This window comes from Nocardioides sp. CPCC 206348 (assembly GCF_048654705.1).
Taxonomy (GTDB): domain Bacteria; phylum Actinomycetota; class Actinomycetes; order Propionibacteriales; family Nocardioidaceae; genus Nocardioides.
Map to the genome: position 1 here is coordinate 56,954 of NZ_JBMCZA010000131.1, position 18,865 is coordinate 75,818.

The 18,865-nt window shown below is 69.2% G+C and carries 18 protein-coding genes; 8 read left to right on the plus strand and 10 right to left on the minus strand.

Annotated features, from left to right (window positions below):
- Positions 1–10: 10 nt before the first annotated feature.
- Together ACOADB_RS08165 and ACOADB_RS08170 are read left to right on the plus strand one after the other, a co-directional pair.
- A complete protein-coding gene (locus ACOADB_RS08165) occupies positions 11–1,225 on the plus strand; it encodes a hypothetical protein (protein ID WP_378597461.1) in 1,215 nt (404 codons plus the stop codon).
- Between the two features lie 4 nt (positions 1,226–1,229).
- Positions 1,230–2,492 carry a M48 family metalloprotease gene (locus tag ACOADB_RS08170; RefSeq protein WP_378597462.1) on the plus strand — a complete coding sequence of 421 codons (1,263 nt, stop codon included), beginning with the start codon at positions 1,230–1,232 and terminating at the stop codon, positions 2,490–2,492.
- Between the two features lie 4 nt (positions 2,493–2,496).
- On the opposite strand, the gene ACOADB_RS08175 is transcribed toward ACOADB_RS08170, so the two are convergent.
- The 10 genes from ACOADB_RS08175 to ACOADB_RS08220 all read right to left on the minus strand — a co-directional run bounded on the left by ACOADB_RS08175 (position 2,497) and on the right by ACOADB_RS08220 (position 13,651).
- Positions 2,497–2,655, minus strand: a complete 159-nt coding sequence (locus ACOADB_RS08175; RefSeq protein WP_378597463.1) for a Flp family type IVb pilin — start codon at positions 2,653–2,655, stop codon at positions 2,497–2,499.
- Positions 2,656–2,743: 88 nt separating this feature from the next.
- The gene (locus ACOADB_RS08180) at positions 2,744–2,926 is read right to left on the minus strand and encodes a Flp family type IVb pilin (protein WP_378597464.1); all 183 of its coding nucleotides are present in this window, start codon (positions 2,924–2,926) and stop codon (positions 2,744–2,746) included.
- 153 nt (positions 2,927–3,079) lie between these two features.
- Complete coding sequence (locus ACOADB_RS08185) at positions 3,080–3,730, minus strand: response regulator (protein WP_378597465.1); 651 nt, start codon at positions 3,728–3,730, stop codon at positions 3,080–3,082.
- Positions 3,727–5,301, minus strand: a complete 1,575-nt coding sequence (locus ACOADB_RS08190; protein WP_378597466.1) for a sensor histidine kinase — start codon at positions 5,299–5,301, stop codon at positions 3,727–3,729. The genes ACOADB_RS08185 and ACOADB_RS08190 overlap by 4 nt, the downstream gene beginning before the upstream one ends.
- Positions 5,302–5,320: 19 nt before the next feature.
- Entirely contained in the window at positions 5,321–6,241 is a 921-nt protein-coding gene (locus ACOADB_RS08195) for a type II secretion system F family protein (RefSeq protein ID WP_378597467.1), read from the minus strand.
- Positions 6,241–8,169 (minus strand): type II secretion system F family protein, encoded by a 1,929-nt coding sequence (locus ACOADB_RS08200; protein ID WP_378597468.1) that lies wholly within the window; start codon positions 8,167–8,169, stop codon positions 6,241–6,243. The genes ACOADB_RS08195 and ACOADB_RS08200 overlap by 1 nt, the downstream gene beginning before the upstream one ends.
- Positions 8,169–9,695 (minus strand): CpaF family protein, encoded by a 1,527-nt coding sequence (locus tag ACOADB_RS08205; protein ID WP_378597469.1) that lies wholly within the window; start codon positions 9,693–9,695, stop codon positions 8,169–8,171. Before ACOADB_RS08205 ends, ACOADB_RS08200 begins: the two co-directional genes overlap by 1 nt.
- Positions 9,695–10,879: an AAA family ATPase gene (locus tag ACOADB_RS08210; protein WP_378597470.1), complete on the minus strand. Its 1,185-nt coding sequence runs from the start codon at positions 10,877–10,879 to the stop codon at positions 9,695–9,697. The genes ACOADB_RS08205 and ACOADB_RS08210 overlap by 1 nt, the downstream gene beginning before the upstream one ends.
- A gap of 7 nt (positions 10,880–10,886) precedes the next feature.
- Positions 10,887–11,597: a hypothetical protein gene (locus ACOADB_RS08215; protein ID WP_378597471.1), complete on the minus strand. Its 711-nt coding sequence runs from the start codon at positions 11,595–11,597 to the stop codon at positions 10,887–10,889.
- A 263-nt stretch (positions 11,598–11,860) separates the two neighbouring features.
- Positions 11,861–13,651 (minus strand): AMP-dependent synthetase/ligase, encoded by a 1,791-nt coding sequence (locus ACOADB_RS08220; protein ID WP_378597472.1) that lies wholly within the window; start codon positions 13,649–13,651, stop codon positions 11,861–11,863.
- A gap of 87 nt (positions 13,652–13,738) precedes the next feature.
- Here ACOADB_RS08220 and ACOADB_RS08225 point away from each other — a divergent pair, with 87 nt between their 5' ends.
- The 6 genes from ACOADB_RS08225 to ACOADB_RS08250 all read left to right on the plus strand — a co-directional run.
- Positions 13,739–14,197: an SRPBCC family protein gene (locus tag ACOADB_RS08225; protein ID WP_378597473.1), complete on the plus strand. Its 459-nt coding sequence runs from the start codon at positions 13,739–13,741 to the stop codon at positions 14,195–14,197.
- Between the two features lie 10 nt (positions 14,198–14,207).
- Entirely contained in the window at positions 14,208–15,440 is a 1,233-nt protein-coding gene (locus ACOADB_RS08230; protein WP_378597474.1) for an ArsA family ATPase, read from the plus strand.
- On the plus strand, positions 15,437–15,835 hold the full coding sequence (locus ACOADB_RS08235; protein WP_378597475.1) for a hypothetical protein: 399 nt from the start codon (positions 15,437–15,439) through the stop codon (positions 15,833–15,835). The genes ACOADB_RS08230 and ACOADB_RS08235 overlap by 4 nt, the downstream gene beginning before the upstream one ends.
- Positions 15,832–16,791: an ROK family glucokinase gene (locus ACOADB_RS08240; RefSeq protein ID WP_378597476.1), complete on the plus strand. Its 960-nt coding sequence runs from the start codon at positions 15,832–15,834 to the stop codon at positions 16,789–16,791. Before ACOADB_RS08235 ends, ACOADB_RS08240 begins: the two co-directional genes overlap by 4 nt.
- A 10-nt stretch (positions 16,792–16,801) precedes the next feature.
- The gene (locus ACOADB_RS08245; protein WP_378597477.1) at positions 16,802–17,719 is read left to right on the plus strand and encodes an ROK family protein; all 918 of its coding nucleotides are present in this window, start codon (positions 16,802–16,804) and stop codon (positions 17,717–17,719) included.
- Positions 17,716–18,865: hypothetical protein (locus tag ACOADB_RS08250; RefSeq protein WP_378597478.1), on the plus strand; the 1,150-nt coding region annotated here is incomplete at its 3' end. The genes ACOADB_RS08245 and ACOADB_RS08250, both read left to right, overlap by 4 nt.

Genomic DNA, 18,865 nt, shown 5'->3' on the forward strand with positions numbered 1-18,865 from the left:
AGGTGATCAGGTGACCCGCCGGGTCCTCCCGGGGGTCGTCCTCGTCGTCGCCCTGGCGACGGTTGGCTGTTCGCCCGACGAGTACGTCGCCCCGCCGCCGGCACAGAGCACCGAGGTCGCCGCTGCGGCGACCGCTGCGGACACGCTGGCCGCACTTCAGGATGCCGTCGCTGCCGGTGACGGTGCTGCTGCGTCCGATCTGGCGACCGCTGGCGCGCGGGCGCTCGTCGAGTCGGTCGCGACGAACGCGCACGCGATCGGCCTCACCGACGTCACGTTCCGCTACGTCACCGAGACCGGGCGCACGTCCGGAGCCGATGCCTGGGACGGGTTGGTCGCCCTGACCTGGCGGGTCGACGGCTTCGACGGGGCCTCCGCCCGTGCCGAGGTTCCCATGTCGTTCGCCGACGGGGGTCGCCGGATCGCCGCCATCGGTGACCAGACCGGTCGGCTTCCGGTGTGGCTCACCGGACCGGTGACCGTCGAACGGGTGCCGGGAGCCCTCGTGCTCGCCTCGGACGACCCGTCGGGCTCCCCGACCGGCCGGACGTCGTACGCCCGATGGGCCCGCAAGGCCGTGGCGGAGGCGCGCGCGGTCGTGGGTGGTCGGACCGGACTCGTGGTGGAGGTGCCTCGTGACGCGACCGCGCTGCACCGGGCCCTGGGAGCAGACCCGGGTTCCTACGGCTCCATCGCTGCTGTCACGGCACCGGTGGACGGGTCACGGGTCCCGGGGAGTCCGATCCACGTCTTCCTCAATCGCGCCGTCTACGACGACCTCGATGCAGTGGCCGCCCAGGTCGTGATGACCCACGAGGCGGTGCACGCCCTCACCGGGGCGGTGCTCGCCCGGAACGTGCCGCTCTGGCTGGTGGAGGGTTTCGCCGACTACGTCGCCTTGCGCGACGTGGGGTTGCCGTTGGCGAAGACGGCCGGTCAGATCCGGTCGCAGGTGCGCAAGAACGGTGTACCGAAGGCGCTGCCCGAGGACGCCGAGTTCAATCCGGCGGGGACTCATCTCGGCGCGGTGTACGAGGCGGCGTGGCAGGTCACGGTCACCCTCGCCCACCGCCGTGGCGAGCAGGCACTGGTCGACTTCTATCGCGCGATGCTGGGTGGCAAGAAGCTCGCGCCGGCGTTGCGTGCGGCTTTCGACTGGTCGGTCGCCGACCTCACCGCAGGATGGCAGGCGCAGCTGGCCATGTTGGCGGGCGTGCCACAGTAGGGCCGTGGATCCACGCCCTGCTGCCGATCGGGTGGCGCTCGGCACTGCCCTCCTCGGTGTTGCTGCCTTCGTGCTGATCGCGGCCAATCGAGTGCCCTGGGAGCCGGTCCCCGGGGGGATGCCCTCGCCCGTGGCTGCTTCCTCGGTGTTCTCTGCCGACGAGATCGCCCGTGCCGAGCACTTCGCCCAGTGGGGCCGGATCTGGAGCTGGTCCTCGCTGGCCGTGTCGCTCGCCGTGGCGGCCTGGTTCGGGTTCAGCCGGCGGGGGCGCCTGTGGGCCGACCGGATGCCGGGCTGGTGGTGGGTGCGCGTCCTGCTCGTCGTCGCGGCGCTGACCCTGGTCGCCCGGTTGGCGACCTTGCCGTTCGGGATCGCACTGCGTCGACTACGCCTCGACGAAGGTCTCGCTGCCGGCTCCTGGTCGGCGTGGGCACTGGATCTCGCGAAGGGTGAACTGGTCACCATCGTCTCGACCTCGATCGCGCTGATCGCACTGGTCGGTTGTGCGCGGCGCTGGCCGCGGATGTGGCCGGCGATCGGGGGAGTGCTCGCGGCGGCGCTGGTCGTCGCAGGGTCGTTCGTCTATCCGCTGGTCGTGGAGCCGCTCTTCAACCAGTTCGACCCGCTGCCCGACGGCGCACTGCGCACGGAGATCCTGGCGCTGGCCGACAGGGAAGGCGTCGACGTGGACGACGTGCTCGTCGCCGACGCATCACGTCGTACGACGACGCTCAACGCCTACGTGTCCGGGTTCGGGCACACGCGCCGGGTCGTTCTCTACGACACCCTCGTCGACGACACGCCCCGGGCCGAGACCTTGTCGGTGGTGGCGCACGAGCTCGCCCACGCGAAGTACGACGACGTCGTGACGGGAACGATGCTGGGCGCCGCTGGTGCGTTGGTGGGCGTCGGCCTGCTGGGGCTGCTGCTGCCGCGCCGACGCCTGAGCGGTGAAGTCGCAGACCCGCCGGACGTCGTACCGCGGGGGATCGCGATGAGTGCGGTCCCCACGGTCCTGGCGCTGGCAGCACTCGCAACGGTGCTCGCCGCGCCGGTGCAGAACGGCGTCAGTCGCAGGCTCGAGACCCGGGCAGACCAAACGGCGCTGGAGGTGACCAACGCCCCTCAGGCGTTCGTCGACCTCCAGCGCCGTCTGGCGCTGCGGTCCCATGCCGACCCCACACCCCCGGCATGGTCACAATGGTGGTTCGGTTCGCACCCGACCGTGCTGGAGCGACTCGCGCTCAGCGGGCCTCAGGAGCGGTGACCGGTCACCAGCGACTGTCGTTCGAGATTTCGAACAGGCCGAACACGCTGTCGCCGAAAAGGAGCACGGCAGTGATGATCACGCCGGCGATCAGGGCGATCAGGAGCGCGTACTCCACCGCCGTCGCGCCACGGTCGGACCGGCTAGCGGCAAGTGCGAACACGGGTTCCCCCCGGGGAATCGATGGGTCAAAAGCGGATCGGCCGCGCCACCGTGGTGACGCGGCCGATCACAGGCTTCGGTTTGCTCGATCAGCCGATGCTGCTGTTGACGTCGGTGAAGGCGTCCTTGAGGTTGTCACCCAGAATGGCGACGATGCCGACGATGACGGCGGCGATCAGGGCGACGAGCAGGCCGTACTCGACAGCGGTGGCGCCACGCTCGTCCATCTTCGCGATGCGGGCGTTGAGCAGGATGGTGAGGTACTGGACCATTGGGGTTCTCCCTTGAACTGTGGTGCTTCGGTGTCCCCGGGGAGTGTTCCCCGATGAGAGAACTCTGCCCGAGTTGACCGGGCCGCGGATCGGGAGTTCGTCTTGTCGCACCTAGTCACTTAGGACTACCGGTCGACGCGTTCCGGAAGCCCCTCAACGGGCCGACGGCTGGACCGTCGAGAGCAGTCCGATCCGCATCGCGGTGACCAGGGCCTGCGCGCGGTTGGAAGCGCCCAGCTTCTGGTAGATCCGGGCGATGTGCGACTTGGTGGTCGACTCGGACAGGTAGAGCTTCTGGCCGATGGCGGCGGCGTTGAGGCCTTCGGCGAGGAGGAGCAGTACGTCGTGCTCGCGCTCGGTCAGCGCGGTCGATTCAGCCGACTGGCGACGCATCATGGCGCCGACGAGGCCTGCGCACACGAAGGCCTTGGGGGACACCGCGGCGTGGCGGGCCGTCTTGATCACCTCGGTCGAGGGCGCGTCCTTGCCGACGAACCCTGACGCGCCGGCCTGCATCGCTGCGAAGATCTGCTCGTCGCCCGAGTGCATCGTGAGGACGATGAGCCCGACCGTGTCGCTCTCCTTGCGGATCGTGCGGACCACGTCGAGCCCGGTTCCGTCCTGCATCTGGAGATCGGTGATCACCACGTCGGGCTGGAACTGCCGCCACCGCTCGATGCCCTCAGCGACCGAGCCGGCGGTGGCCACGACATCGAGGTCCTCCTCGAGGTCGAGCACTGCCCCGAGCCCGTTGCGGATCAACTCGTGATCGTCGATCAGCAGGACCGTGATCTTGTCGCTCATCGCGTCTCCTCTGTGGTGGTCAGGGCCGGTACGGCGCCGACAGGATTCCGTGTGGTCTTCACCGACACCGAGACGGTGAGACCCCTGCTGGCATTGTCGCGTACCACGAGTTCCGCGCCGATCAGTCTTGCACGTTCGCGCATGATCTTGAGGCCGTGTGAGTCGCTGCGTGCGGTCTGGAGGCCGACGCCGTTGTCGGTGATGGTGATGATGGCGTCCGGGGCGTACACCTGGCACCGCACGTCGATCGCGGTGGCGCGCGCGTGCTTGACGGCGTTGTTGATGGCTTCCTGGGTGATCCGGAACAGTTCGGCCTCGACCTCGGGACGCAGCCGGGTCGGCTGTTCGTCGAGCCGGACCCTGATCGGGATGCCGGAGGACTCCGACAGGTGGCGGGCCACGCTGCTGATGGCTCCGCCCAGGCTTTCGTTCTCCCCGATGCTGGTGCGCAGGTTCATCACCGATTGCCGGACCTCGGCCACGACCTTGGTCACCCGCTCACGCAGCATCGCGAGGGCCTTGGCTTGTTGTTCATCGGCGGGCCGGGCCGCAAGCGCGTCGATGATGTAGCCGAGGGACGCAATGTCCTGCGCGACGCCGTCGTGCATCTCGCGCGCGAGCCGGTTCCGCTCGTCTGCCGTTGCTGCATCGCGGAACTGGGCGAACAACAGGGCGGCGTCCAGCTTGACGGCGTTGCCGGTGAGCTGGCTGGCCACGGCAGCGAGGGGGAGTGGTTCGGTGGTGTCCGATCCCGAGGGCCGCAGGCCGGCGACGATCGCCTGGTCGCTGACCCGGAAGGCGAAGCCCTGCCCGATCTCCACCGGGCCGGCCCTGTTCCCGGTGCTCTGGCGTACGTCGTTCGCCAGTGTTTCGCTGGCGACGGCATCGCCCGCTTCGAGCTCGACGGTCGAGGCGACGGGCGTCAGGGAATCCCCCCGGGCGACGTACAGGACCAGGCCACGGTTCGGGATCTGGTCGCTGACCTCGCTCAGGAGCTCGCCACCGAGCGCGCCGACGTCCAGCCCCGAGCTGAGGCTGCCGGCCAGGTCCAGGAGCTGCTTGAGGTGCTCCTGGGCGTCGCGATAGGGCGCGAGCGGGTCGGGGACCCGGTCCGAGGAGAAGGTCACTGCGGCGATCAGGCTCAGGCCCAGGCCGGCCATGATCCAGGTGAAGATGCCGACAGCTTGGTCGGAGGTGATCTTCTCCCACCACATCAGGCCGAGCGCGACCACGGCGATCAGCTCGACCAGGACGGTGCGCACCATCGTGCGCAGGCCAGCGACGGCGGTGGCGTACAGCGGCGGGACGACCAGTGCGGCGAGGACCGACGGCGCGTAGTTCATGCCGATGGCACCCACCACGCCGAGCGCGGCCGCCTCGGTCGAGGGGCTGAGCGAGAATCCGAGGTCCCGCCGGATCGACGTCACGCCCTGGTAGCCCCAGATGGCCGTGAGCGCCGCGAGCACCAGCAAGCCCTGCTCCTGGTGGAACCAGAGGATCGGTCCACCGATGGCGAGCAATGCAAAGAACCGCGACGCCCCGACGACCGCGTAGGCCTGGCTGCTGGGCATGTGCTCAGCCTAGGCCCAGCTACTGCGCATTGAAGCTGTCCATCGCCGAGAGGACGGGTGGACCCATGACGACGACGAACAGGCACGGCAGGATGAACAGGATCAGGGGGATCATGATCTTCACCGGGACCTGCTGTGCCTTCTCCTCGGCGTACTGCCGGCGCTTCGTACGAATCTCGGACGACTGCACGCGGAGCACCTGGCCGACGGGGATACCGAAGGCGTCTGCCTGCACCATGGCACCGACGAAGGTGTGCAGGTCCTCGACCTGGCTGCGGGTGCCCATTGCGCGCATCGCCTCCGAGCGCCCCATGCCCAGCTGCATCTCACGGAGCACCCGCGAGAACTCCTCGGAGATCGGGCCAGTGGTGTTGCGTGCGACCTGCTGGAGGGCGCCGTCGAACGCGAGACCGGCTTCAACGCTGATGGTCAGCAGGTCGACGGCATCAGCCAGGGTGCGCTTGATCTGGTCGGCACGCTTGGCCGCGGCCTGGTACAGGTAGAGGTCGGGTCCGAAGAAACCCAGCAGGAGGGCGGCGACAGCCGCGAGCAGCATCGTCGACACCGACAGGTTGAGAAGGGCGCAGTAGGCCAGTGCGCAGAGCGGCAGGACGACGGCGCAGATCACCTTGAGCGACACGACGCGGTCGACGGACCAGCCGCGGGGGTTCCCGGCGAAGTCGAGCTTGCGACGGATGCGTTCGGCCTTGTCGGCACCCGTGATCCGGCGCCCCAGGGTGAGCGCCCTGGCCTGCATCGGGTCCACGACGCGATCGGCAAAGGACCTGTCCGCCTCTGCAGCGAGCTCGTGGCCGGCCGTGCCGGACCTCTCGAGCGCCTGGAGGGCCCGCTCGAGGCCACGCGGCTGCTCCTTGGCGAAGGCAGCGGCAACGGCGGCGATGGCGCCGACGAACAGAAGGAAGGCAAGCAGTAGCAACATCAGGTTTCCACCTTCACCATGCGTGACATCCAGAAGGTCCCGATCGCCATCCAGACGACCCCGAAGCCCAGCAGTGCGTAGCCACGGACATCGGCGACGAGAGGATCAAGGAAGTCGCGGTTGGTCAGGAACAGATAAAGAGCGAAGACAGGCGGCAGCGCGCACAGGATCACGGCGGACATCCGGCCTTCCGCCGACAGCGCCTGCACGTGTCGGCGAAGGTACTGGCGTTCGCGCATGGTCGCCGCCACCGTGGTGAGGAGTTCGGCGAGGTTTCCGCCGACCTGGCGCTGGATCCGGATGGCCATCACGGCCCACGCGAAGTCCTTGCTCTGGAATCGCTCGGCGACGCCGTCGAAGGCGTCTTCAAGGGCCACGCCGATGCGGGCCTCGACCAGCACCCGCTTGAACTCGGAAGCGATCGGCTCGGAGCCTTCGCGGACCACTGTGTCGACGGCCTGGGCGAGGGACAGTCCTGCGCTCAGGGCGCCGGAAATCAGCTGCAGGACCTCGGGCAGCGCTTCATTGAACTTCTTGCGTCGCCGTCCCGCCTTGAATCGCAGGTAGACCGGCGGAAGGACGAACCCGAGGAGGACGAACAGGAGACCGATGATGATGTTGCCCTTGCCGAGCAGCAGCCCGACGACGCCGGAGGCGAGCACGACACCAACGTGGACGAGCAGCCATTCGGAAGGCTTGAACTCGCTGCCCGCGCCCGCGAGACGCAGGCTCAGCCGCTCATTGAGCGCGCTGTTGCGTTCCAGCACGCCGGCGGCGGCCGCCTTGGCCTGTTCGAGCACTGGCTCCCCGGCGGACTTCTCGTCCGACGGCTCGTCGCTGCGCGAGGTGAGGGTGCTGTAGGCAGTCACCCGGTCGGCAATGCTCATCGGTGCTGCAGGCGCAGGGACGAGGAGCATGGCTGCAGTCACGAGCCCGGCACCCATGACGGCAAGACCGACCCAGAGCAACCAGCCCGGTGCGTTCCAGCCACCCTCGTTGGGCAGGGTCGGGATCGCGTCCGGAAGGTCGGGCGTGCTGGCTGCCTCGATGGGAACCAGTCCCCGCGCCACCACCGGCTCGCCCGAGGTGGGGAGCGTGACGACGACGTTCGCGACATCGGCGTCGAAATTGGCGGGCAGGGGAGCGGTGACGAGCACCTGGTTCGCGATCGCCTGCGCCTGACTGGCGAACGCGTCGCCCAGCGCCGTTCCCGTGGAGGTGATGACGTCACCCTTGCCGGCGCGCGCAATGGTGCGCAGGGGGGCCAACTGCCGGTCGGCCAGGTCGAGGCCGATGATGTGGACGCTGGTCGCGTTGGTCTCGACAGCAGAGACAACGGCGTCGAGATCGGCCTTGCTCCCGGTGTCGGCACCGTCGGAGAGGACGAGCACGGTCCGCTGGCCGGATGTGCCCGCTGCGGTGACGGCGGCCATCAGGCCGTCGTACAGCAGCGTGTTCTGGCGCAGCGTCAGTCCGTCGATCACGGTCTCCGCGGCGCCACGGTCGGTCGTCGGCGCGAGGGCGACGTTCACCTCGGAGTCGAAGGTGACGATGCCGACCTCGACGTCTGGTGGCACGGTCTCCAGATAGGTCGTCGCCGCCTGCTTGGCCGCCTCGAAACGACCGGCCTCACGCATCGAGCGACTGGTGTCGATGGCGAGCACGGTGGTCCGCTTGATCACCGAACCGCTGCTCGTGGCCGACGCCGTCGCGTCCAGGTCCGTTCCCTCGAGTGTGGCGCTGACGCCGTCGAGGTCGGTCTGGACTCCGGCCGGTACGTCGACCAGGATCCGGAGGCCGTCGGCTGTGGACTCGACGTGGGCGATCGAGCCGTCCTCCGCCGACGCCGGGCTCGCAGGGAGCAGCAGCGCGGCGACCACGACGACGAGCAGCGCCGCGAGGCGGTGGAGTGCCCGACGCCCCGGCATCAGATTCGTTCCGTTCGGAAGATCGTCGGATCGACGGCGACGTTGGCGTAGGCGAGCTTCTCGAGGAACTTCGGTCGAAGTCCGGTCGTGCGCAGACGACCGAGGATCCGGCCGTTCTCGTCGAAACCGGCCGAGTTGTCGAAGACGAAGATGTCCTGGAGGGTGATGATGTCGCCCTCCATCCGCTCGACCTCGGTGATGTGGGTGATGCGACGCGAGCCGTCCTTGAACCGGGTCTGGTGCACGATCAGGTCGACAGCGGAGGACACCTGCTCGCGAATGGCCCGGATCGGCAGGTCCATGCCCGCCATCAGCACCATCGTCTCCATGCGGGCCAGCGTGTCGCGCGGGCCGTTGGAGTGCAGGGTGCAGATCGAGCCGTCGTGGCCTGTGTTCATGGCCTGGAGCATGTCGAGCGCCGAGGCGTCACGGACCTCACCGACGACGATGCGGTCGGGGCGCATGCGCAGACAGTTGCGGACGAGGTCACGGATGGTCACGGCACCCTTGCCCTCGATGTTCGCGGGACGCGACTCGAGGCGGACGACATGGTCCTGCTTGAGCTGGAGCTCGGCAGCGTCCTCGATCGTGACGATGCGCTCGTCGGTCGGGATGAAGGACGACAGCACGTTGAGCGTCGTGGTCTTTCCGGCACCCGTACCGCCCGACACGATGACGTTCAGGCGCCCTCGCACGCAGGCGTCGAGGAAGTCCGCGGTCTGCGGGGTGAGCGAGCCGAAGTTGATCAGGTCCTGCACCGTCAACGGATCCGTGGAGAACTTCCGGATCGTGAGGGCGGAGCCGTCGATCGCCAGCGGCGGGACGACAGCGTTGACACGGCTGCCGTCAGGCAGACGGGCATCCACCATCGGCGAGGACTCGTCGACTCGTCGGCCGATGCGCGACACGATCTTGTCGATCGTGCGGCGCAGGTGCGCCTCGTCGGCGAAGTGGGCATCCGACTTCGTGAGCCGGCCATTCTTCTCGAGCCACACGCTGTCGTAGCCGTTGACCATGACCTCGGAGACCTCGGGGTCGCGCAGGTGCGGGTCGATCGGTCCGTAGCCGAGGATGTCGTCGGTGATCTCCTGGGTGACCCGGCTGCGGTCGCCCGCGCTGAGCGGTCGGTCCTGTGCGCCCAGCACCTCGGACAGCACGGAGCGCACCTTCTGGTCCAGCTCGTCCTGGTCCATCTCGGCGTCGTACAGGTGCGGGCCGAGCTGCTTGAGCAGCTCGGCGTGCACGCTGCTCTTCAGCTCCTCGATGCGGTCGGCTTCCTGTGCCGCCATGGTCCGGCGTGCGCCGGGGCGCCCTTCGGTGGCGGCGACGGCGGTGCGCGAGGACAGCGGGCCGGGTGTCTTCGCCTTGGACTCCACTTCGGCCGCCGCGGTGGGGACGGGGGCGTCGGGGGTACCGGCTCCCTCGACCGCGAGGTCGTCCTCGGTGGAAGGTGCTGCGTGCTTGCCCTGGGCGGCGGCTGCTGCTTCCTGGCGTGCCGCGGCGAGGCGATCGGAGAGGCTGGACATCAATTCCTCCCGCGGCGGAAGAGTCCGCGCGACCGCGTGTGATCGGTCTGGTCGGTGGTTCTGGACTGGGGTACCGGGACCGGCTGACCGGTCACGGAGGCGGCAAGCCGGGTGTAGGCGATGCTGGCTGCGTGGCCCGGCTTGTGCGTGATGATCGGCGTGCCGGCGTTGGTGGCCGCCGCGATGTCGACCGCCGTGGCGACCTGCGCCGAGACGGGCATCGACAGGATGCTCTCCACCTTCTCGACACTGATCCCGACCTCGTCATCGGCACGGTTGAGCAGCAGGTGCCGGTGTCCTCGGGCGATGTTGAGCATGTCCATCGTCTCGAGTGCGACCTTGACGTTCTTCAGGGTCGGTACATCGAGCGTTGCGATGATGACGCACTCGTCGGTCTCGTCGAGGGCGGTGAGGGTCGCGTCGTCGAACGACGGCGAGGTGTCGACCACGATGTAGTCGAAGCCGTCGCGCAGGGTGCGCAGGATCCGTGAGATCAGCAGCGGGGTGATCCGCTCGCGGACGTCGGGATGGGCCGGCGCAGCCAGCACGACCAGTGAGTCCTGTGCGCGCGTCAACAGGCCTTCGATCATGCCGAGGTCGATCGAGTCCTCGGCGCCGACGGCCTGCTCGATCGAGTGCGTCGGGAACAGCTGCATGGTGATCGCGACGTCGCCGAACGCGAGGTCCAGGTCGACGAGGCACACCTTGCGGGCGCCGCCATCGGTCAGCGCGAGCGCCAGGTTCACCGATGAGGTCGTCTTGCCCACGCCGCCCTTGGGGGAGAAGACGGTGACGATCCGCCCCAGCTGGCGTGCCCCACCGGGGCCGCGCAGTGCCTGGTGCAGCTGGTGGGCGCGCTCGATGGCTCCGGTGAGCGACTTCTGGTCGGCTGCAACGACGACGTCGCGGACCCCGGCGTGCATGGCACGCGTGAGGACATCCGTGTCGTACTGGTCGCGGACGAGGACGACGCTCACGGTCGGGCGCTTGATCCGCAGGTCCTCGGCCGTGGCGAGTGCGACGGCGAAGTCCACGGACGGTCCGAACGCGACGACGTACTCGTCGGCGTGCTGGTCGAGCCAGGCGAGCCCGCGTTCGCTCGTCCCGACGGCCTGCGAGCCCGGCGGCATGCCACCGAGGAGCTGGTCGACGAGCGAGGAATCCTGTTCTACGAGAACCGGCATGAGGACCTCACCGAGCGTCGCGGATGGTGGCGCAAGGACCGGTCTTGTCGACCTTGACGTCACTTGCCGAGTTCAGCAGGGCGACGGACAGCACGCCGCGCTTCTTGCCGTCCTCGATCTGCTCGAACTGCTCCTGCGTGACCGCAAGGTGCAGCGCGGGCGATGCTCCGACCACAGGCGCTTCCTCGCCCTCGGGTACGACGGTGGTCGTCGCGCCGACGGAGATGACCGAGACACGGTCGATGAGGAGACAGGTCGGGGTGCTGGCGTCCGTGGTCAGGAAGACCGCGAGCTGCGAGCCCGGCAGGATGAACGAGCCCACCGGAAGGTCGAAGGACTGCGGCTTGGCGATCATGCCGGCCGGCAGTGGCAGCGTGGCGACGTCGATCGTGTCGCCCACCCCGCCGAACTTCGTCGACAGCAGTTGCTCGCCGGCGTACAGCGTGGTGAGTGCGACCTTGTCGTCCAGGCTGGTCAGCTCGCTCTGGCGAAGGGCACTCTCGAGGACCGAACCCTTCGGGACATCGGTCTCGCTGAGCTTGCCGGAGTCGAGCGCCGACTTGATGCTCTCACCCGGCAGGACGGTCTTTCCGGCAGCGACGGTGACGACCTTGGTCGTCTCGTACTTCTCGGCCGCCCTCGACTCTGCGCCGCGCGCAAAGATGAAGACGAGTCCGACACCGAGGGCTGCAATCACTGCAGCAACAACAAGCATCAACCTGCGACGGTCCACTTCAGAGCCCTCCCGCTCCCCATGCGTTGTCCGGGGCGATCCCTCCCAGGACCCCGGCAACAACTCACTCCGAAAGAAAATGTCAGTACGCCCGCCCTCCCCGGCTGTGGCGCATCGCGAGGTTAGCGAAAGACGCGGTATGGAGGTGACGAAAGTCGCAAAATCGCCACCATTCGATACCGGACCGAGACCAGACCCGGGACCGCCTGGTCAGATCGGATGGTTGAACTCTGACCGATCGGTGGTCGTCAGGCGTACAGGGCGGCGATCTCGTCCCGGCTCTCGCGCATCACGACGTTGCGCTTGAGCTTCAGGCTCGGGGTGACCTGGCCGGCTTCCTCGGTCCAGTCGTACGGGAGGATCGTGAACTTGCGGATCGACTCCGCCTTGGAGACGGCCTTGTTCGCCTCGTCGACCGCCGTCTGGATCGCCGCGCGCAGGTCCTCGTCCTCGACCAGGTCCGCGATCGTGCCCGACTTGCCGTGCTGGTCTGCCCATGCGGGGAAGGCCTCTTCGTCGATCGTGACGAGCGCCCCGATGAACGGCTGTCCGTCGCCGACCACCAGGCACTGGCTCACCAGGGCGGCCGAGCGGACCCGGTCCTCGAGGACGGCGGGGGCGACGTTCTTGCCGCCCGCGGTCACGAGAATCTCCTTCTTGCGACCGGTGATCCGGACGAAGCCCTCGTCATCGACCTCGCCGACGTCCCCGGTGCGGAACCACCCGTCGGCATCCAGCGCCTCGGCCGTGGCCGCATCGTTGTTCCAGTAGCCGGCGAACACCTGGCCACCGCGGAAGAGCAGCTCGCCGTCGTCGGCGATCCGGACGGCGACACCCGGCAGGGGACGTCCGACCGTGCCCACCTTCTGGGCGTCGGGCAGGTTCACGGTGAGGGCGGCCGTGGTCTCGGTGAGCCCGTAGCCCTCGAGGACCGTGACGCCGACACCCCGGTAGAAGTGCCCGAGGCGGTCACCCAGCGGTGCGCCGCCCGACACGGCGAACTCGCAGTGGCCACCGAGGGCTGCGCGGAGGCGTCCGTAGACGAGCCGGGAGAAGAGGGCGTGCTGGGCGCGGATCCGGACGGGGATGCGGCCGTTGTCCTGCGCGCGGGAGTAGGCGATCGCCGTTTCGGCGGCGCGGTCGAAGATCTTGCCCTTGCCGTCGGCCGTGGCGTTCTGGGACGCGGTGTTGAACACCTTCTCGAAGACCCGAGGGACGGCGAGGATGAACGTCGGCTGGAACGTCGCGAGCTGGGGGAGCAGGGTCTTGATGTCGGACGTGTGGCCGAGTCGGGTGCGGGACTTGATGCAGCCGACCTGGATGATCCGCGCGAAGACGTGCGCGAGCGGCAGGAAGAGCAGGGTCGAGGCGTCCTCGGAGTCGAAGAGCCGGTCGAGCTCGGCCACGGCCGTGGTCAGCTCGGTCTGGAAGTTCCCGTGGGTCAGCATGCAACCCTTCGGGCGGCCGGTGGTTCCCGACGTGTAGATGAGGGTGGCCAGGTCGCCCGGGCCGGCCGTCGTACGGCGGGCTTCGAGCTCCTTGTCGCTCACGCCGGAGCCGAGACCGGTCAGCTCGGCGACGGCGTCGCCGTCGATGGTCCAGAGGTACTCGAGCTCCGGCAGGTCGGGGCGCGAGGGCCGCACCCGGTCCGCGTGCCCGCGGTCCTCCACGACGATCGCCCGGGCACCCGAGTCGGAGAGGATCCAGCGGATCTGTTCCTCCGACGAGCTCTCGTAGATCGGCACCGTGGCAGCGCCGGCGAACCAGATCGCGTAGTCGAACAGGGTCCATTCGTAGCGTGTGCGCGAGATCACGGCGACCCGGTCGCCGGCCTCCACGCCGGCCGCCATCAGGCCCTTCGCGACTGCCGAGACGTCGGCGAGGAACTGGGCACACGAGACGTCGTACCACCCGCCGGCGTCGTCCGAACGGCTGAATTGTGCCTCGTCAGGAGCCTGTTCGGCGTTCCTGACGACATCGTCGGTCAGGTTCCCGGACGTCGGGATCGTGATCGTCTGCGGGGTGGAGTACTCGCGCACCGTTCCTCCTGCTGTGGGGCCGCACGAAGGGTACTCCGCCGTCCGGCCCCTGCCATCCCCAGGGACGAAGTCCGGTAGCCTGCCGCCATGGCCGAACAGACGTCTTCGTCGATCGTTGTCGACGCCCCCGCAGCGGATGTGATGGCCGTCATCGCGGACTTCCCGGCGTATCCCGCGTGGGCCAAGGGTGTCACCGTCGCGGACGTCACGGCATCCTTCGACGCTGACGACGATGCGCAGCGTGGCCGGGCTCGTGAGGTGTTCTTCGCGCTGGACGTGTCGCCGATCAAGGACGAGTACACGCTTGCGTATGAGTGGGACGGCGACAACCAGGTCACCTGGTCGCTGGTCGAGGGCAAGATGCTCAAGGCGCTCGAGGGCGCGTACGTGCTGCGCGAGACTGCGCCGAACACGACGCAGGTGACCTACCGACTGTCCCTGGACGTGTCGATCCCCCTGATCGGGATGCTCAAGCGCAAGGGCGAGAAGATCCTGATCGACACCGCGCTCAAGGGCCTGAAGAAGCGCGTCGAGTCCGGCGCCTGAGGCGCCGCGGATGCAGGACCAGTCCGTGCGGATCATTCTGTTCACCGGCAAGGGTGGCGTCGGCAAGTCGACCGTCTCCGCTGGTACGGCTGCGCTCGCAGCCGCCCGCGGACTGCGCACCCTGGTGATCTCGACCGACGCGGCGCACTCCCTGGCGGACGCCTACGGCGCGCCCGGTGACGCCCGCCCGTCCGAGCCGACCGAGGTGGCACCGAACCTGTTCCTCCAGCAGGTCGACGCCCAGCTGCGGTTCGAGCAGTCCTGGGCCGACATCCAGCGATACCTGTTGACCGTGCTCGACGCGGTCGGCATGGATCCGGTGGCGGCCGAGGAGATGACGGTCATTCCGGGCGCCGAGGAGGTGCTGGCGCTGCTCGAGCTGCGCCAGCACGCGCGCTCCGGCACGTGGGACGTCATCGTCGTCGACTGCGCCCCGACGGCCGAGACGCTGCGACTGCTTGCTCTCCCCGAGGCCCTCGGCTGGTACCTCGAGCGGCTTCTCCCGATCCAGCGTCGCCTGGTCAAGGCTCTGCGCCCGATCCTCAACCGTGCGGCCGGTGTGCCCATGCCGGGCGATGACGTCTTCGATGCGATCACCCGGCTCCACGCCGAGCTCGACGACGTGCAGGCCCTGCTGTCGGGCCCCGACGCCAGCGTCCGGCTGGTCCTGACCCCCGAGAAGATGGTGCTGGCCGAGGCCCGACGGGCGTTCACCAGCCTGTGCCTGTTCGGTTACCGGGTGGACGGCGTGGTCGCGAACCGGGTGTTTCCCGCCGACGCGGCCGACGAGTGGCGCGCCGGATGGGTGGCTGCACAGCAGGGCGTGCTCACCGAGGTTGCCGAGTCCTTCACCGGCCTGCCGATCTTCACGTCCGAGTACCAGCCGGCGGAGCCGGTCGGGGTCGAGGCGGTCGCTGCCCTCGCCGCAGCGTTGTACGACGGCGCCGACCCACTTGCCCCGCCGATCGGGGAAGGCCCGTTCCGGGTGTCCCGACCCGACGAAGGCGGGGCCGTGGTCCACTTGTCCCTGCCGTTCGTCACCCGCTCGGAGGTGGACCTTGCCCGCAACGGAGACGAGCTCGTCATGACGGTCGGTTCCTATCGCCGGTTGCTGACCCTGCCCGCCGGGCTTGCCCGGCTGCGGGTCGCCGGTGCGCGCGTGGTCGACGGTGAACTACGAGTCCGGTTCGCCGAGCCGACACCGGCGGCGGCATCTGCCGGCACAGGCGAGGAGCGCCGATGACCGACGAGAAGGAACCCGAGATCGGCAGCGTCGGCGAGGAGGCGATGAAGCTCTTCGGTGCCCTGGCCGATGCCGCGCGCCAGCAGGCGGGCGAAGCGGCCGGAAGCGCCGGCGGATTCGCAGCGCAGGCAGCCGCGATGGCCCACGAGGTCAGCGAGCACATCGCGACGGGCGAGGCGGAGTGCCGCTACTGCCCGGTCTGTCGTGTCGTGCACGCCGTGCGCCAGACCTCCCCGGAGGTCAAGACGCACCTGATGGTCGCGGCGTCGTCGTTGCTGCAGGCCGCTGCCGGACTCATGGAGACCCTCCCGCCGCCGCCTGGCGCGGACAGTGGGCATCCGCGGACTGCCGAGGTCGAGCACATCGACCTCGACGACGGAGACGAGACGACGTGACGACGATCCAGACCGGTGGCCTGACGTGCGGCATCGACATCGGCGGCACCAAGATCGCGGGCGCCGTGGTCGACGCCGAGGGCAGGGTGATCGCGGAGTCACGGGTGGAGTCGCCCGCCACGGACCCCGAGGCCATGGAGGCTGCTGCGGCAGGACTCGTCGCTGAACTGGTGGCGGAGCATCCGGTGACGGCCATCGGCGTGGGGGCCGCCGGTTACATCGCTTCCGACCGGTCGACGGTGCTCTTCGCGCCGAACATTGCGTGGCGCAACGAGCCCCTGGGCGTCGATCTGGCCCGGCTCACCGGACTGCCGGTCGTCGTCGAGAACGACGCCAACGCTGCGGCGTGGGGCGAGTTCCGGCACGGCGCCGGACGCGACGTCGACGACCAGTTGATGGTCACCGTCGGTACGGGTGTCGGCGGCGGAATCGTCACGGGTGGCCAACTGCTGCGCGGCGCCTTCGGCGTTGCGGCCGAGATCGGCCACCTGTGTGTCGTCCCGGACGGACGACTGTGCGGCTGCGGCAATCGAGGCTGTCTCGAGCAGTACGGCAGCGGCTCGGCGCTGGTGCGGGCGACGCGGGAGGCAGTCGCCGGGAGCTCGCTGCTCGCACAGGGCCTCCTGGACCGCGCAGGGGGCGACCCGTCCGCGATCACCGGTCCGATGATCACCCAGGCTGCCCAGGACGGTGACCGCTTCGCCATCGAACAGCTGGAGGAGCTCGGTGCGTGGCTCGGCCACGGCATCGCTTCCCTGGTGACTGTTCTGGATCCCGCGGTGATCGTCGTCGGCGGTGGCGTCAGCCTGGCCGGTGACCTCCTGCTGGACCCGTTGCGGGCGACCTTCGACCGCGAGCTGGCAGGGCGTGGATTCCGTCCGCGCGCCGAGGTGCGACCGGCAGCGCTCGGCAACCGCGCCGGCGTCATCGGCGCGTCCGACCTCGCGCGCATCTGAGGTAGCGCTGATGGCCGGGGACACGTGGGTCGGTGTCGACGTCGGCGGCACCAAGGTGCTGGCGGTGCGGGTGTCGGCCGACGGTGCGGTCGAGGCGATGGCGACCCGCCCGATGCCGGGCCGGAACGCCTCCGAGTCGGCCGTCGAGGACGCCGTCGAGCTCGCCGCCCGCGACGTGTACGACGACCGGGCGCCGGTCGCGCTCGGGGTCTCCGCCGCGGGGCTGGTCGACGCCGCCGGGGAGCGCTACCTGTTCGGCGCCCACCTGCCCTGGCGCAGTGCTCCCGTGCGGGAGCGGCTCGCGTCGCGGACCGGCCTTGTCGTCGTACTCGAGAACGACGCGAACTGTGCGGCCCACGCCGAGCTGGTCGTGGGGGCGGGGCAGGGTGTCGACTCGATGCTGATGATCACCATCGGCACCGGTATCGGCGGCGCGCTCGTCCTCGGCGGACGTGTGGTCCGCGGAGCCAACGGGCTGGCCGGAGAGTTCGGCCACATGCAGGTCGTGCCGGACGGCCTGGCGTGCGAGTGCGGGCTGCGCGGGTGCTGGGAGCAGTACTGCAGCGGGCGGGCCCTCGAGCGCGTCACGCGCGTGGCACTGGGCCGCCACCTCGACGGTCCCGAGGTCGCCGCCATGGCGTTCGCCGGTGACGAGGTCGCCCGGCAGGCCTTCGCGTCGATCGGCACCTGGCTGGGTGTGGGTGTCGCAGGACTGGTGTCCGCCTTCGATCCCCAGCTCGTCGTGGTCGGCGGCGGCGTCTCCGCGGTGGGGGACCTCCTGCTCGCTCCTGCGCGTGCCGCACTCGCCGACTCGTTGCAGGGAACCGCCTACCGTCCGGTTCCGCCGCTGGTCGCGGCGCAGAGCGGGCCCGAAGCCGGAGCCGTCGGCGCCGCGCTCCTGGCGCGCGACAGGGGAAGCCGCCGATGACGACGACGCGAACAGCCTGGCTGTGGTGGGCCACCACCCGACTGGTGCTGCTGATGGCCATGGTCACGGTCGAGACGGGTGTTGGCTTCGATCTGAACCATTACCGCGAGAGCCTCGCCGATCTCGGTGCAGACGGCGTGGCCGGGACACTGCGCGAGTACCCCGTGCCGGCACTCCTCGTCCTCGCGGTGCCCTACGCGTTGCTGGCCTTGATCGACGCCACCAGCTACTACTCGCTCGTCGTGATCCTGTTGGCCGTCGCGCTCGACGGGGCGTTCTTGCGCGTCCTCCTCGCGCGCAGGATCGTTGCGACACAAGGGCAGATGGGCGGACTTCCCCTGCCGTCAGCCGTCTGGCTGGCCGCCGTACCGGCCATCGGGTCGCTGACGTACGCGCGCTTCGACCTCCTGCCAGGTGTCCTGATCGCGCTGGCCCTGCTCGCGCTGGTTGATGCGCCGCGCCGGGCAGCCGTGTTCGGTGCCTTGGCGACGGGCGTGAAGTACTGGCCCGCACTGGTGCTGCCGACACTTGCCGCGACGCTGTCGAGCCGGGTTCGGGTGCTCGTGAGCGGTGCGGTGGCCGGTGCGTTCCTGCTGGGAGTCAGCTTGTTGCTCGGTGGCTGGGACCGGGTCGTGTCGCCTCTCGACTACCAGGGCGACCGTGGCCTGCAGATCGAGTCCGTCGCGGCCACTCCGGCGATGGTGCGCTGGGCCATCGACCCTGCGGCTTACGACGTCTCCTTCGCCAGAGCGCTGGCCTGGGAGATCGACGGTCCCGGTGTCTCCGTCCTCATCATGGTTTCGACGATCGCGACGGCGGCGCTCTTGCTGGGCATGGTCGCGCTGTGGGCGCTCGGTTGGCGCTGCCTGAAGGATTTTCAGCACAGTCTGCCCGCGACGATCTGGCTGACCCTCGCGGCGGTGTCAGCGTTCCTCGTCAGCGGGAAGGTGTTGAGCCCGCAATACCTCATCTGGCTGCTGCCGGCGTCGTGCGCCGGGCTGGCGCTGCTCGAGGACGCGGACGAGCTGCGGCGCCTGAAGCGCTGGACGGCCGCGCTACTGGTGACGGCAGTGGCCACGCACGTGATCTTCCCGCACGGCTATCTCGAGCTGGTCGAGCACACTTCGTGGAGCGGGGCAGTAGTGG